The organism is Robbsia andropogonis, from assembly GCF_000970345.1.
Lineage (GTDB): Bacteria > Pseudomonadota > Gammaproteobacteria > Burkholderiales > Burkholderiaceae > Robbsia > Robbsia andropogonis.
The window spans coordinates 19588-34301 of sequence record NZ_LAQU01000015.1; the positions used below are offsets into that span (position 1 = coordinate 19588).

The window sequence follows — 14714 nt, forward strand, 5'->3', positions numbered from 1 at the left end:
GCCGAGGCGATGCGTGCGTTTGCGGTATAGGTATGGTGGGTAGCCGAGACGTCGCTATAGTTTCACCCCAACCGCGGCGAAATAGCGCTGCATGTCGCCGTCTTCCTGCGAGATATCCTGCATCAGTTCCAGTAGCGACATATTGCCCCATGAGGCGCCGCGCATCAGCAGATAGGGTGTGGGACTGTGCGGCTCTCGTTCGATGAGATAGTTGGCAAGCGCTTCGATCAATTGGTAGGCGTGTCGCCGGTCGTGAACGATGACCGGCCCGGAGGGCGTATGCAACATGACCGACGTCGGTGCCATCGCCTCCGAGCTTTGCTCGGGTGGCGCTGTGCCCGTGTCGGCGTACCCCGTGGGGTCGGGGATGGCATGGAACCGCTCCGCATCAATCGGCGCCAAGTGTGTTGACATGGCCGTCGCCAGTGGATGACCCTCGGCATCTGTAAATGTGTCCGCGTCGCCGTCTTTGCCGGTCCCAACGCGCTGACTTACCGGGGCAACGACGTGTGGGGCACCTTCCGGTATGCGACCTGCAATCAGGCTGATAGCCGCGCGTTGCAGCCCCGACAACGCCACCGCGACCCGCTCGAAACTTGGCGTATCCTGCCCCGCGGCCAGGTCAAGCTTGCCGATCATGCTCGGCAACAACGCCAGCGCCACACCGCAGGACGCGCGCAGTCGTTCCAGCCGAAGCAGCACCTCGCCTCGCGCGAAATCGATCAAGGCTTCACGGCGAAGCGGCGGTGGTCCGTCATCGGGGTCACTGCCGTCATCATGCTCGATGTGGCCGTCGTCGTCGAAGTCGATGTCACGTACGGGTTGGCGTGGTCGGTTCGGCGGGGTCATCAGCAGACGTTGCCAATCGTCCAGCGTTATCACGCGCTCCTCCATTTCCAGCAACGGAAGATAGCGCGTCACGGAAGCGGCCAAGGTGTCGCGTAACCACGTGAACACGCCGAGGCGCGCGTCCAGTTCTCCCTCTCTGATCGACGGATGACCATGAGCCCAATCCTGCTCGATCATGGCCTCGAAAAGCATCAGTCCCGCGCAGACGCCATCGATGCCATGATAGCGGGACCAGGCTTCGCTAAGCCAGCCGGCCAATTGAAAATCCCTTGATTCGGTCCGCAGCGCAGCTTCGCACAATGCGATCACCCGTGGCCAGTCGGCGCGTTTCAACGGTCGGGTCCATTCCCCGCGTGGCAATGTCGGATCGTCCTCCTCGCGCGCCACGCGGATGGTCTGGTATGTCTGTGAGTAGCGAAGCGACGCACCACCGGATCCCTGTGCTGCCTGTTGTGCTTCAGGCAATGGCTGACACACGCCGGCAAGAGTGGCCGCCAGCGGCGCGGGAAGCGTGTAATCGGGTGTCGACGGCAACGCGGTGGCGTGATCGCTCATGATGTTTTCGTTGATTATCAATCGACGCGCGCGCCATGCCAGCTCGGTGCCTGGCGGGGAAAGACACCGGGCCAGGGCAACGTATTCTGCTTCGCGGCCGGGGTGATCTGTATTTGCACGAACACCGTGGCCTGACGCCGTGCCGCGTTACGAGCAATGGCATCCGACGGCGCGGGCGTCTTGCGCGTATTGGGGGCGACCGGTTGTGGCGCCGCGCCCATCGGGAACGATAGCTGCAGCGTGACGGCGCGCGGCGTGTCGCCCAGGCCCGGCTCGGCCACGCGTAGCGTCTGGATCATCGTCATCAGTGCCCACGGATCGGAAAACCGATAGCGAATCGTGCGACCGTCCGTGTCCATCGCCATTTGCGCGTCATCGGGCTGGGCGATGAAGAGGGCGTTTTTCGCGATCCGCAGCGCCAGCGTCAGTGGCATTCCCGGCGTCCAGCGCACGGGATGCGGCATTTCGCTTGCGTGTACTATCTGTGTGCCCGACTGCAAAGACCAATCGATGATCTGATTGCCTTCGCTTTCTTCATCGCGATTCGTGCGGAACGACAGGTGCAGATCGTAGCCAGGGATATCGCCCGGCGCCGTGCCGTCGACCCCGTCGGTGGGATTGGCCTCCGCCGTATGCGGCAGCAGCGGCGACAGGAATCGCCTCACGGCTTCCATCTGCAATGTGAAACGCCTGACTGCCGGGCCGCCGTTGTCGGTATCCACGGCTCCTGCGGTTTGCCGTGCCAGCAGGGCGGAGGCGGCGTCTCGCCACCGCGCCATCACTTCTGCTACTTGTCCCAGGTCGGCAGGCTTCGTCCCCAGCGCGCCAAACGGTGCCATGCCTGCCACTTGCTGGTTGAACGTTGTCGCGAATGCCTCCCATTGCTTGCGGTTCGATTGCGCCTGCTGTTGCGTGCATCGGTTTGACAATTGCAGCCACAGGCGCTGATAGATCTCGGAAAAGTAGTCGCCGTCTAGCGTGGGTACGCTGCCTTCCAGGCGATCCATGCAGTTACTGCCGCGAGCAGAGGGCGGACCGGCGGGGGCGGCGACCGCGGCACCCCCGCCTGGGGCACCGGCGAAGCGCATCAAAAACTGCTCGATGCCCAATAGCGAGCTGTTTGGATTTTTCAACTTATAGCGTCCGATATCCCGCGTGATGGCTTGCCAGCGAACGGCGGTCGGCGATACGGCATCCGCCGGCGTCAATGCCGCCAGATAAATTTCCGCCTGCTGCCCCAAGGCTTGTGCGCGAGCCGATTGCTGTCCGAGATAGGCGGCAAGACCCGCGGCATCGCGTACGCCAAACGTATACATCAGAATGGTCTGTGCCGAAACGCCCTCTTGCGGGGGGCGATCCGCGATGCCGCGTACAGTTCGGAGGCGGTGAGGGCCGTGTCCACGGTCCGCAGATGTTGTAGCGCGTCGCTGGACACCATGGCGCGAACCGCATCGGCTTGCGGTCGCGCGCTGAGTGCATCGAGGAAACCGGCAATATGCAGCAGGCGTGGCAAGGCGGCCTGGAATGCCGTTGCGTCGGCGTCGTTCCCCGGTGCGATCGGGGTAGCGCTGGCGGCACCCGCCAGTTGGTCCATCGCGCTGGCTGCAAACTGCGCGTCTATCGCCGTTTGCAACGCGGGGAGGATGTTCGGGGCGATATGCGCCAGCCCCTCTGTGAGATAGCGTTTGCGGAGATCGGCCAATGCGATGATCTGGTCGAGTTGCGTTTCGTCCCATGTCAGTACGGTGCCGGGTGCTTCAGTCGGCAGGGTTCGGCCTTGCGATGGCTGCATGAACGGTTGGTTGATCAAATTCGTCAACGCCTCACGCAATGCGGCACGCTCGGGCGACAGGGCAAATCGATTCTCCTTGGCCTGCCAGCGTACACCGCTGTCGGGCGCGTCAAAGTGCTGCGCCGTGATTGCGCGGAATGCCGATAATGCCGTCTGCGTATCGGCGCGCATCCGCTCCGAGGCCTCTTGCCCAAGCAATGCGTTGTGGGCGACATGGGCCACCAATCGATCGTAGCCGCTGCCAAGCGATGGACCATCAGGCCGTATCCACGCGCCGCCGCCGCTGGCGACCAGATCGCTCTCTTCCTGAATGCCCACGACGATCTGCGCGTAACGTTGCAGCAATGCCGTTGACGACGTACCGGCACCGCGGAGCATGATGCCATTCAGACCATCGCTCACCACGCGATCCGCTTGCAGCAGTGGATTGTCGTCGAATAGACGCTTGTCCAGGCGCGCATTGCCTTTGTCCAGCGTGCACCGCACGGCGGCGCGCATCACTGGTACGTCAGTGCCGAGCAGCGTATCGATTTCCGTGGCGTGTTGATAAAAATATGGCAGACTCCGCGTGATTTCCCCCTGCGGCTGCACGCCCAGTGTGTAGCCGATGACGATGCGCAGATCCTCGGGACGCGAGGTACTTGCGCGCCGCAGCCGCTGCAACGCGTCCAATGCCGCCTTCAGTTGATCGACCGATGCGACATAGCTTTGCAATGCCGTCATTTCCGGCTGATTGTCGACGTTGAGGCCGATGTGTCTGCCCAGAGCATTGTTCGGGATGACCGGCGGACGGCAATCGGCGCCAATCACCAACTGTCCCGTACTCGGATCACGGTCGGTGCCGGTCAGCGCGGCGACCCGCGCCATGAATTCGCGCCGCACCAGCGTCACGGCGGCTTCTCCGAACGTCCGCTCGAACGCGTCCCCTACCCGATGCTGTAGATCATCGAAGAGCGGCCAGGCGCCGGGCATGAAAATGTACGCCGCTGTCACCGGCGTGAAACGTTCATTCAGGCGCAGCAGCGTCAATGCGCCGTGGCGCTCGCCGTCCGTTGACAGCGGCGTGCCATCCTGCGGCATTGCGGCGGGCATCATGCCGTTTCGGTGCAACTGCCTCAGCGCCTCGACCCATTGCGCGCCTCGCCCGTGCAACTGAGCGCCGGCGAAAACAATGCCTGCGCCCCAGGTCACCAGCAACGCCAATGTACCCCAGCGCAGGCCGCGCCGTAGCGCCGGGTGGCGCAACTGCTGCGTCCGCGACGGCCGTGTCAGCCCGCGCTCCTCGAAAATCTTGCGCTCGAATAAATCGCGCAGGAAGGCCGGCTGCAGTGACAACTGCCCTAGCAGGTCCTGACGTGTTGCGGCGCGCGCGACCGCGTCATCGACCGTTGCGCTGGGCGCGGCAGGCGCCTCGTCGGTTTTCGCGGCATCGGTGTTGCCAAGTGGTACCGTGAATGTCGGTTCACGCCAGTCTGCCTCGACCTGCGGGGCGGTGCTTGCCTGTCGGCGAGCGTCGTCATCAAGCGCCGCCGCCCGCGCCAAGGATTCGCTGCAGTCGCCGGTCAGATACAGACCACGTAGCAGAAAAGGTTCATGATAGGCGCTGGGCCGCATCAGTTCGTCGGTGTAAAGCCGAACCTGCCCGCGCATGGCGTCGATGCGGGCAGGCAGCATGCAGATCGCATTCGCCTGTTCCGGGGAGACGTCCAGTGCCAGCGCCTCGGCGCTGATATCCGAGACGGTATGCAGGATGCCATCGAAAGCGGTATCGATGCGATCTGTCTGGTATTGGCTGTCAAGATCATACGGGGAGGACCATCCCAGCATGCTCGCGCGCATGCCATCCGGTAGTGCGCGCGCGAAAGTGGCGAGGCCGGGCACGTGCTCGCATTCGCAGATCACCAGATAGACCGCGAAGCGCATGGCAAAACGATTCTGCGCGAGCCACAGGCGACGGTGAGCAAGCTTCGCACGGCGTGTCACTTCAAGACGGGCATCGACGGAGTCGTCGAGCAGCAGTGCGGCGGGAAGCGTGAGCACCAGTGAGTCGAATGGACGCTGCGGGCGGTAGGTCCGGCACATTCCCAGGAACGCATCCCATGGTTTTTCGGTGCGATCGTCGTCGGGCGAACCGAGATAGGCACCTTGGATGTCGATGACGATGCCGCGATCGAAGAACGCCCAGGTAATGCCCTGCGTCGATGCTGCCGACGCCGCCTCCGTGCCAAGCATGCTGGAGACCCCTGATTGCGCGACCGGCAGGCGCGTGGCATCTTCGCCTTCGTTCAGCACCAGGACCCAGGGAATGGTGTAACGTTCGTTGCGCGCCGCGATATTCGCTTCGATCAGGGCGACTGCTTCACGGAACGACGCCCGCAACGATTCCTGGCGCAACGTCACGGTACGTGGCGGTTTTTGCCCGGTCTTGCCGGCGTTTCCCTTCATGGCGAAATACAAGATGCCACCGAGCCCGGCGAGCATGGCAAGCGCCAGAAGCGACAGCACAATAAGGAAAAGGCCGTTACTCAGCATGGGACGTCCAACCAGATGGGGAAGGGGCGCCGGCGTCGATGGCAACATTGCCGGAGGTCTGGCTGAAGTGGCCGCGCAACGCATCGCGCACAGGCCAGGTGGTGGTCAGCCAGACCATTTCCGAGAGCGCGAGCAGCACCGCGGCGGCGATCAGGACGCACAGCAGCCAACGGCTCATTGGTGGCAGTTTCCGCGGCGCATGATGCGAGAGCGTATACGCGTAAGTGGCGTCGTCGAGCACACGGTCGCGGCCGCCGAGATCGGGACGCCGTTGAAAAATAAACTGGAACAATGCTTGGCGGTAAGCAAGCAGGCGGGTGTCGATGCCCTCCTGTGCGTCCTGCTGCGGGGGGCGTGGCGTGCTGCTATCGCCATGCACCACGTTCCCGACATCGGTGCCGGGTTTGGTGGCGCCGAGCCGATGCCGCCCTTCGAAGCCCATGGCAAGCGCTAGCAGATACAGCCGCGCCATTTTGCGACGCGACGGCTCGCGATCCGCAAGTAAGGCGTCAATGCGTTGGAAGATAAGATCTCCCGCGATGTTCGACCGATACAGTGACGACTCCAGCAGAAAGCCGGTCCATTCGTCCCGACCGATCCATGGAATGGTCAGCAAGAGTTCATCGGCCAGTGCCACCTTTAGATATTGAGCGTCGGCGACATTGTCGAGTTCGAGTCGGCTGACGTCATGTTCGATCTGCGCGGTCTGTAGTTCGATGAAGCGCAGCAAGTGGCGGTTTACCGTCTGGGCCGCCAGCACGGGGTCGGTCTCGCGCGACTCGGACGTGCGTTGTGGCGTGCGCAAGACCTCGTCCATGAAGGCGCGGAACTGTTCGCTCATCAGGTCGTCATCGTTTTTCATGCGGGCGCGGGCCGGTGAAGTCTCGGTGATGCTATTGAGCGGCGGGATCTGCCTGAGGAACAGGTGCGAAATCATGATCTAGTCTCGTGAGAACAGCACGATTTCATGTGGTCTTTGCGCAGTCGCCCCTTCATTTGGATGACTGATCACCAGTGCTTCACCAGGAAGAATGTCTCCACGGGCGGTGTCCAGCGCATACAGCAGGTATCCCGAACCCGCCCGCACGCCGAAATCAACGACCTCATCGACGCGATGGCGCGCCGCGCCCAGTACGCGGCGCGCGCGCAGTGACGGATACAGCCCTGCCGCACCAATCACGGCGCCACCAATCCACGTGTCAAGATCCTTGTCGGACTGCCCACGCAGCCCGATGTACAAACGTGCGGGGAGTGCCGCGGTGGTTAAACCCAACGAGAACGCACCGGCCTGCAATTCGAATTTCTGTTCGCGATATTGTTGGCTGACTTCTTCAATCGTCGCATCCAACCAGTCGAGCAACGGCGCGAATACCTTCAAGGGGTCCGCATGGTCGTATGGAGGGGGGCCGGGGGAACGGCGCCTGGTTTCAACAAGCTCAACGAACCCAGCATTCGCGATAGCGCGTAATACAACGCCAGCGGATGAAGATGGGGAGTGCGCAGCACCGCTTCGAGTTGTGGCAACTCCGTCAGAAGGCTGCGCAATCGATCTTTCCACTCCAGTTGCGTCAGGCGTTCATCGATGCGTGATGACGGGTTGGCCGTCTGTTTTGCGATGAAAGCCGCTTTCGCACGCAGTTGTGCCACCAGCGCCGCCACCCGCTGCCAGAGCCGGTTTCCCGGCGTGTGCTCCGCGCTGATTTCGAGCAGTGGTGGTAATGTATGGTCGAGTAGAAAGATGTCGTTCTCGCGTACCGCCGCGCCGAGTCGAAGACGCGTGTAATGCACCGAGGGCACGGACCCGGCATGAAGCGCAAGGTTGGGTAGCTGCAGCGACAGATCGACAGGTGGCGCCTCGGACACCTGGTCTTCGATCAATGGCCCAGGCACCGAACGAAAGCGTCGTATCGCACCTTTATGGCGCATGGTTTGCGCAACGGGCAAGGTGAGGTAGATATCGAGCGCCTGCTTATCGAGCTGCTCCGCGTGCGATTGCAACGCGATCTCGAGTGGTGCGTGCAGCGGGTTGGCACTGTCGTAATCAATGGCGGTGCCGTCGGGCAGGACGGCGTCGAGTGCAACAATGCGTAGCGCGCCGCCTGGCAGCATGCCCGGATCGATGATGATGCGGCGAACGCCCCAACTGAATGGCGAGGCCGCCAGGGTCTGCCAGCCGACCAGCGTGTCGAGCCGAGCGGACAGTTGCTGAAAATGTTGCGGCGAAAGGATCATTCCCTCGTGCCACTCGACGCGTTCGACGAGCGGCAGGCGCAGCTCCGTCATGGCAGGCTCTCCAGCGTGTAAGTGGTTGTTTTCATCGTCAGGACGAGACGGCCTTTATATATGTCGATGCGCTGGCGGTGCGCACCCGGCGAGGCATAGCGGGCGAAGACGAGCACGCCGGCCACGCGCGGGCCGGAAAAAGTGCGACGGTCCACATGGAGCGTTTCGTTTGGCACCACCTCCCAACTGCGGTAGCGAAGTGCCTTGGGATAGGTCGTGATCAGGTCTTCGCGATCCTGAAACCATTGTGTCGCCCGCAGCGACAGCAACTTGTCCAGAATCGCAGGGTCACTGACCATCACGATGTCGATGGCCACCGGGCTGTCGTTGTTGGCGTCTTGTGCCGCGATCAACGTCACCTCGCGCCAGTCCACGCGATGGCCCTTCATGCCGAACATCGCGCAGCCACTGAATGCCATGCACAGTAGCGCCGCGCAAAGTAGCGCCCTGCACGACGACGCACGACACCGGCTAGTAACGGAAAGAGGCATCATGGCCGCTCCGTATCCGTGGCGACACTGTCGGACACTGTGGACGGCGTTGCTGCGTCATCGTGGGTGACGACACCTGTGGCGTCATTGCACCCTTCAGGTGACAAGGTGGCAGCGGGTGGTGTGGGCAACGTATCGGCGGCTGCAGCCGTGGCGGCACCTATTATCCCGTTGCCGGGCAGGCCGAATCGCGTACCGATCTGCATGCCGAGCAGGAACACGACGATGGAGAACAGCAGCGCGCATGCGCCGGCGATACCAGCCATTCGAGACGTCATCGTGAAAACGAGCGGCATGACGATGCTCCTGTAGCGTAACGTTGCGTTATGGCAGCGTGGTTGTAAATTGCGCCGGTGTCACGACGCGGATCAGTCCACCCCAGGAACACATCGCTATCGACGCATCCTGCAACGCCGGAACATTGCCGATCGATACGGCGGGCGAGCCCGGCACCCAGGGCGTCAGGGTATTGGGCAGGCAGGGCGCGGGAGTCGGGACGCCGAGTGCGCTTGCCGTCGCGATCGCGACCATGGGGTTGGACGGGCAGTTGCACATGCCGAAGGACGGTATGTTGACAAGGGGCAGATGATCGGCGATCGTCGCCGCCGGTGTGCCGCTTACCACGCGTTTGAACAACGGCACGCCCAGGGTGCTTTGCACCTGACCAAATGCACATCGCAACTGGGCACCGGCGGTAACCAAATGCGTCATGAGCGGCTCATCCATTTTTTGGTGTCGCGTGTGGCGGCGGGCTGTGACGATGCGGATGCAGGGACGGCCGGCGAGGCAGGCGCTTGTGCCGCCGGCAACGCCTTGCCCGCTTGGTCGAATCGTTGCCAGTCCTCTACCCGTTGGCCATCGCGGTAGACGGTGCGTTCTCGAAGGCCGCCATCGGGCCAATAACGCCTTACGGTTCCGTGCAGCATTCCGGCGCGATAGACCGTGTCTTGCGTGACGTTGCCATCGGCATCGAAGTCCCGGCAGGGACCATCGAGCATGCCGTCGCGATAGACGGCAATGCGTGCGGGGCGACCTTCGTTGAAGAACCGTGCTTCACCGTCGAGCTTGCCTTGCCAGTACGGCAAGATCGCGGTAACGACGCCCCCCGGTCCGAAGCAGCGGGTCTCGCCATGCTGGACACCCTGCACGAAGACCTGACGCGCGACCGGCTGCCCAGCCTGATACAGCATCGTCACGCCATGCTGCTGGTCACCCCGATAGTCCGCGCGTCGCAGGCATTGGCCGTCGGCATCGAAATGTTGCATCTCGCCATGCCGCTGCCCGTTTCGGTAACAGGTCCGCGCAACCAGCTGTCCATCCTGGCTGAAGTGTTGCACCTCGCCTTCGAGAGGCCTGTCGTATGACGGCGCGCGATGCACTACACGCTCCGCGTCGTCGTTCTGTTCCACTACATGGGTGGCGGGATACGTTGGAAACGAGAGGGGCATGGCGTGCATTAGTTGATCGACACGAGGCCGCCTCGCAATGTCAGCAATCCGCCGCCGTCCACCGTTTGGGCGGCACCGGCCTTGCTCTCGATCGTCGGTGCTTCATTTGTCATGGTCGTGCCGGCTTTGTGCGCCGCCGAGGTCCCTGCCGTGGCGGTCAACGCAGTGCCGGCGATCGTCGAGAATGTGGTGCCCGAGCGCAATGCGACGGCGCCCTTGACATCGATCGTTAGATTGCCCGATATCGTCAGCGTCATATTGCCTTCGACCGCATGATCCAGATTCGCGTGGTTTGTGCGGATCTCGGCGCCGGTCACCGCCACCTCCCGGGTGCCCTTGACGCGCAGCGTATCGTTGCCGGTTTCGAGCGTGGTCGTGCGATTGCCTTTTTTCAAGATGCGGGTTTCGTTGCCCGCAACGAGGAGGGTGGCGAGATCATTTTCGATATCCACCTGCATGTCCTTCTGTGCGTGCATGAAAAACTGTTCGGATTCGTGCTTGTCTTCCAGTCGTATCTCGTTTCCGGCGTTGCCGTTTTTCGACGAGCGCGTCCGGATGACGCTTTGCGTCTGCGCGCCGGGCAACGTAACCGGCGGGGACTGTGTATCGTTGTAGGCGCTACCGGTGATCAACGGACGGTCCGGATCACCATCGATATAACTGACCAGTACTTCCTGCCCGATACGAGGCAGGAACAGATGTCCCCAGCCCTGGCCGGCCACTGTTTGCGCCACGCGTATCCAGCAAGAGGACGTTTCGTCATGCTTGCCGTGCTGGTCCCAGTGGAACTGCACCTTGACCCGGCCCAACGTGTCCGACCAGATTTCCTCGCCGTGTGGCCCGACCACAATCGCGGTATGCACGCCAAAGACGCGGGGCCGAGGCGTCCGCAATGGCGCGCGAAAGATCGTAATGGCGTCGAAGGACTCGAATGCATTCGAATACGCGCGATCGGTTGCGTGGTGCGTGACGGCGCGTAGCACATGGGCAGTGTTCAATGCGTCCCGCGGATGCCCGGCCACGGTGAAGCGGCCGCCGGCGCGCATGGCGTGATATCGGCTCGCGCCCTGCGCGGTGAGGCTGCCGGCCTGCTGCGCATCAAGGTGGATCCGTGCCAGCCGGGTACCGTCGGTGACGCTGCGATGGCGGCCTGGATAGACGTACCGGGAACCACGGCCACCACTATGCGACGTCTCGGCGCCCAGTGCCGTTGCCGACGCCTGGTAGTCGTAGTCATTGAGCATGACGCGCTGTATGACAAGTGTGTTGACGAGGTCGAATTGGGTGAGCGCGTTGATGGGCGGCACGGGCACGTCTTCCGGCGCAAACGTCAGCGCGTCTGTTTGTGCCAACGGCTGGTGTGCCGACGGACTATCGGCAAGCACCATCGTGTGTGCATTTTGCGTGTAGGTGAAGAAGTAAAAGATGCCTTCTTCTTCCATGAGCCGCGAGATGAATGCAAACGGCGCTTCGTCATAGCAGACGCAGTAGTCCCGGACGGGATAGGTGCCGGTCAACTTGTCTTCGAATGTGATACCGCCCGCGCGCAACACCTGTTTGACGATGTCGACCACAGACTGGTCTTGATAAATCAGGCGGTCCGTGCCCAAGGTCAGCAGGTATGCGCGCGGCGCCATGTCAGCCAGGTAGGTGGCATCGCGATTTTCACCATTGCGGTTGCAGCCGGCGTGCAGGAAACGCGTGACCACGCCGTTGAAATAGCGGATGGGCGCGGTGCCCTGGGACAACGTGACGGTGACCGGTACGCCGATAATGCGAGCCGGGTCCAGATTGGCATCGTTCGCCTGCATCGTCAGTTGAAACTGAAACAGCTCCGACATGGCTTCGCGTCCACTGAATTGCGCAAGCCGCAGCACATCCTCCCCGAACGGCGTACTGACGGACAGATACTGGCTAGCCTGGGTAAACAAGTCGCTCATCGCAACGACCTCTGCGGATGCCGCATCGAGAACGCAAAGGCATAGCCACCGGTTGCGTTCATCGTCATGCGCACCGTGTCGAACGGCTCATCCACCGATATGCGTTCGAGCACCATGCGTGATAATTCCGGCAGGACCATTTGCGTCAGAATGAAATCGATATTGCGCGCGCCGCTGTCCACTTCGGTGCAGCGGCGGGCAATGGCATCGGCCACCTCCGCGCTCCAACCAAAATCCGCGCGATGGTGGCGTGCGAAACGATCGATCAGCGTCGACAGCTTCAGCGTGACGATCGCGCGGATCTGTTCGTCACCTAGGGGGTAGTAAGGCACCAGGACCAGTCGGCCGACAAACGCCGGACTGAAACGTTGCTGCAACGCCGGGCGCAGCAGTGCATTCAGGGTAGTCGGGTCCGGGCGCTGCGTGTTGCGGCAGGCATCGGTGATGACGTCCTGCGCCGCGTTGGACGTGAGCAGGATGACGGTGTTGCGGAAGTTAATGGCAACCCCTTCACCATCTTCCATGATGCCTTTGTCAAACACCTGGAAGAACAATTCCAGCACATCCGGGTGTGCTTTTTCCATTTCGTCCAGCAGTACGACGCTATAAGGGCGACGCCGTACGGCCTCCGTCAGCACGCCGCCGCGACCATAGCCGACGTAGCCTGGCGGCGCGCCCTTCAGGCCGCTGACGCTATGCGCTTCCTGGAACTCGGACATGTTGACGGTAATCAGATTGCGCTCGCCCCCGTAGAGAATGTCAGCCAGCGCCGTCGCGGTTTCCGTCTTGCCCACACCGCTCGGCCCGACCAGCATGAACACGCCTACCGGCTTCCCAGGGTCGTCCAGGTTCGCCCGCGAGGTGTGGATGCGACGTGCAATCGCATCAAGCGCCTGGGGCTGCCCGATCACGCGCTCGGACAGTTTCGATTTGAGATGCAAGACCGTGTGCATTTCATCGGCCAGCATTCGGCCGACCGGTATGCCCGTCCATCCTGAAATAACGTCGGCGACAATCGAGGCATCGACACAGACCGGTACCAGCGGCTCGTCATTCTGGATTGATTCGAGGCCTTTTTCCAGACGATGCAAATGGACGGCGAGATCGGCGTCGCTATCGTTGTCACCGAGCGGTTCGCTGTTTTCTTCGCGGCCTTTGTCCTTTTGGAAAGTCGTGTCGTGCGCGTCGATCTCAGGTTGACCGGTCGCGTCTATCGGCGCATCGACTGGTTCGCTATCCTGCTTTTCGACGCTATCTCGAAAATGTGCCGCGATGCGGCGGCGCATGGCAAGGATTTCATGTACCACGGCTTTTTCCGCAAGGAGTTTTTCGGATAGTTTCCGATGCCGCAGCCGCGCCTCGTCGCGTTCGCTCGCCAAGTCGACAAGCTGGTGCTCGCGATCCATGCCCGTGGCTGCCTCGTGTCGCGCAATACGGATCTGGTTCTCCAGGCTTGCGACAGTTCGTTGCAATACCTCGACTTTCGCCGGGGTGCCGGCCTGCCCGATTGCCACGCGCGCGCAGGCGGTATCAAGTACGCTCACGGCCTTGTCCGGCAGTTGCCGCCCGGAGATATAACGTTGCGATAAGCGGACCGCTTCACATACGGCTTCGTCGAGGATCTCGACGTTGTGGTGCGCCTCCAGTTTGGCGACCACTGCACGCAGCATGTCTATCGCGGCGGTTTCGTCCGGCGCGTCGACCTTGACGACTTGGAACCGGCGGGCGAGGGCGGGATCGCGTTCGACGTACTTCTTGTATTCGGCCCAGGTGGTGGCGGCGATCGTCCGCAACTCACCGCGCGCCAGCGCCGGCTTCAACAGGTTTGCCGCGTCTCCCTGGCCTTCAGCGCCGCCTGCGCCAATCAACTGATGCGCTTCGTCGATAAAGAGAATGATCGGAACCGGGGATGCCTTGACTTCGGCGATGACGGATTTCAACCGATTTTCGAATTCGCCTTTGATGCCGGCGCCTGCTTGCAGCAGGGCGAGGTCCAGCGAGCGCACGCGGACCTGTTGCAACGCCGATGGCACGTCGCCGTCCGCGACACGCTGTGCGAAGCCTTCCACCACCGCGGTCTTGCCCACGCCGGCGTCTCCGGTGAGGATCGGATTGTTTTGCCTGCGCCGCAACAACACGTCGACAAGCTGTCGTATTTCCGCGTCGCGTCCGGTTACCGGGTCGATGCCGCCGTCGGCGGCGAGCCGGGTCAGGTCGATCGTGAACTGATCGAGGGATGGCGTGACGCCAACTCTGCCGATATCCCGCGACGGCAGCCCACCGGCCGCGCTGGCGACCGGTCCGGACAGTGCGCCGGCGCGTGGTGAACCGGCGGGCCCCGGCATGCCGCCAAGGATCGACGGCAAGCCTTCCCGCAAACGATTTCGCGGTATCTTCAGCAGGCTAGGACAGGATTCGAGCAAAGTGCCGCGAAGGATGTCTACTTCGAGTGCCGCGAGCATCAACGTACCGGCGCGCACCTGTTGCTGCCCCAGCAGTAGCGACGACAGTAGCCACGCCTCCTGAAATAATGGCGCGAAATGTGGCGAGAGTGCCGGCGTACGGCCATTCCCTCGCTTGAAAAGATCGACCGCGTCCTGCAATTGTTTTTCGACCAACTCGCGTCTGACATCGAAGACGCGCAGGATTTCCAGAAAATCCGGAACATCGGCGCGCAACAGATGTAGCAGCAGATGCTCCACTTCAACATTGAAATGGGTCTGTTGGACGCAAAGTTCGGCGGCTTTCTCCATCCCGTGTTTGCATTCGGGGTCGAGCCTTGCTAGCAGTTCGCGAATGTCGACTTGCATGTTTTGTCCGATGG

At 62.2% G+C, this 14714-nt stretch carries 12 protein-coding genes; all 12 read right to left on the minus strand.

The genetic code is table 11. The annotated features are described in order from the left end of the window. Positions 1 to 54 precede the first annotated feature (54 nt). The 12 genes from tssA to tssH are packed head-to-tail and all read right to left on the minus strand — an operon-like array spanning position 55 to position 14700. Entirely contained in the window at positions 55 to 1404 is a 1350-nt protein-coding gene (tssA, locus tag WM40_RS14760) for a type VI secretion system protein TssA (RefSeq protein ID WP_046153236.1), read from the minus strand. A gap of 17 nt (positions 1405 to 1421) precedes the next feature. Further along, positions 1422 to 2720 (minus strand): hypothetical protein, encoded by a 1299-nt coding sequence (locus WM40_RS27950; RefSeq protein WP_052738337.1) that lies wholly within the window; start codon positions 2718 to 2720, stop codon positions 1422 to 1424. Beyond that, entirely contained in the window at positions 2720 to 5728 is a 3009-nt protein-coding gene (locus WM40_RS14765; protein ID WP_052738338.1) for a type VI secretion system protein, read from the minus strand. The genes WM40_RS27950 and WM40_RS14765 overlap by 1 nt, the downstream gene beginning before the upstream one ends. Next, positions 5718 to 6665 carry a DotU family type IV/VI secretion system protein gene (locus WM40_RS14770; protein ID WP_236693527.1) on the minus strand — a complete coding sequence of 316 codons (948 nt, stop codon included), beginning with the start codon at positions 6663 to 6665 and terminating at the stop codon, positions 5718 to 5720. Before WM40_RS14770 ends, WM40_RS14765 begins: the two co-directional genes overlap by 11 nt. A gap of 3 nt (positions 6666 to 6668) precedes the next feature. Then, a complete protein-coding gene (locus tag WM40_RS31480) occupies positions 6669 to 7106 on the minus strand; it encodes a hypothetical protein (protein WP_236693528.1) in 438 nt (145 codons plus the stop codon). Continuing rightward, positions 7103 to 8011: a type VI secretion system baseplate subunit TssK gene (gene tssK / locus WM40_RS14775; protein ID WP_236693529.1), complete on the minus strand. Its 909-nt coding sequence runs from the start codon at positions 8009 to 8011 to the stop codon at positions 7103 to 7105. Before tssK ends, WM40_RS31480 begins: the two co-directional genes overlap by 4 nt. Then, positions 8008 to 8505, minus strand: coding sequence for a hypothetical protein (locus WM40_RS14780; protein ID WP_046153237.1), 498 nt, complete (start codon positions 8503 to 8505; stop codon positions 8008 to 8010). The genes tssK and WM40_RS14780 overlap by 4 nt, the downstream gene beginning before the upstream one ends. Further along, positions 8502 to 8798, minus strand: a complete 297-nt coding sequence (locus tag WM40_RS14785) for a hypothetical protein (RefSeq protein WP_157685810.1) — start codon at positions 8796 to 8798, stop codon at positions 8502 to 8504. Before WM40_RS14785 ends, WM40_RS14780 begins: the two co-directional genes overlap by 4 nt. 28 nt (positions 8799 to 8826) lie before the next feature. Then, positions 8827 to 9213 (minus strand): DUF4280 domain-containing protein, encoded by a 387-nt coding sequence (locus WM40_RS14790; RefSeq protein WP_024903348.1) that lies wholly within the window; start codon positions 9211 to 9213, stop codon positions 8827 to 8829. Further along, positions 9210 to 9950 (minus strand): toxin-antitoxin system YwqK family antitoxin, encoded by a 741-nt coding sequence (locus tag WM40_RS14795; protein WP_236693530.1) that lies wholly within the window; start codon positions 9948 to 9950, stop codon positions 9210 to 9212. The genes WM40_RS14790 and WM40_RS14795 overlap by 4 nt, the downstream gene beginning before the upstream one ends. Before the next feature lie 8 nt (positions 9951 to 9958). Then, positions 9959 to 11890, minus strand: a complete 1932-nt coding sequence (locus WM40_RS14800; RefSeq protein ID WP_046153239.1) for a type VI secretion system Vgr family protein — start codon at positions 11888 to 11890, stop codon at positions 9959 to 9961. Further along, on the minus strand, positions 11887 to 14700 hold the full coding sequence (gene tssH / locus WM40_RS14805; protein ID WP_046153240.1) for a type VI secretion system ATPase TssH: 2814 nt from the start codon (positions 14698 to 14700) through the stop codon (positions 11887 to 11889). Before tssH ends, WM40_RS14800 begins: the two co-directional genes overlap by 4 nt. Positions 14701 to 14714 lie beyond the last annotated feature (14 nt).

Excerpts from the sequence above, each read along its gene's own strand:
- WM40_RS14795 (WP_236693530.1), bottom strand. The coding sequence starts at position 9,950 with ATGCCCCTCTCGTTTCCAACGTATCCCGCCACCCATGTAGTGGAACAG.
- WM40_RS14790 (WP_024903348.1), bottom strand. The coding sequence starts at position 9,213 with ATGACGCATTTGGTTACCGCCGGTGCCCAGTTGCGATGTGCATTTGGT.
- tssH (WP_046153240.1), bottom strand. The coding sequence starts at position 14,700 with ATGCAAGTCGACATTCGCGAACTGCTAGCAAGGCTCGACCCCGAATGC.
- WM40_RS14800 (WP_046153239.1), bottom strand. The coding sequence starts at position 11,890 with ATGAGCGACTTGTTTACCCAGGCTAGCCAGTATCTGTCCGTCAGTACG.
- WM40_RS14770 (WP_236693527.1), bottom strand. The coding sequence starts at position 6,665 with ATGATTTCGCACCTGTTCCTCAGGCAGATCCCGCCGCTCAATAGCATC.
- tssA (WP_046153236.1), bottom strand. The coding sequence starts at position 1,404 with ATGAGCGATCACGCCACCGCGTTGCCGTCGACACCCGATTACACGCTT.
- WM40_RS14765 (WP_052738338.1), bottom strand. The coding sequence starts at position 5,728 with ATGCTGAGTAACGGCCTTTTCCTTATTGTGCTGTCGCTTCTGGCGCTT.
- WM40_RS14780 (WP_046153237.1), bottom strand. The coding sequence starts at position 8,505 with ATGATGCCTCTTTCCGTTACTAGCCGGTGTCGTGCGTCGTCGTGCAGG.
- tssK (WP_236693529.1), bottom strand. The coding sequence starts at position 8,011 with ATGACGGAGCTGCGCCTGCCGCTCGTCGAACGCGTCGAGTGGCACGAG.
- WM40_RS27950 (WP_052738337.1), bottom strand. The coding sequence starts at position 2,720 with ATGTATACGTTTGGCGTACGCGATGCCGCGGGTCTTGCCGCCTATCTC.
- WM40_RS14785 (WP_157685810.1), bottom strand. The coding sequence starts at position 8,798 with ATGCCGCTCGTTTTCACGATGACGTCTCGAATGGCTGGTATCGCCGGC.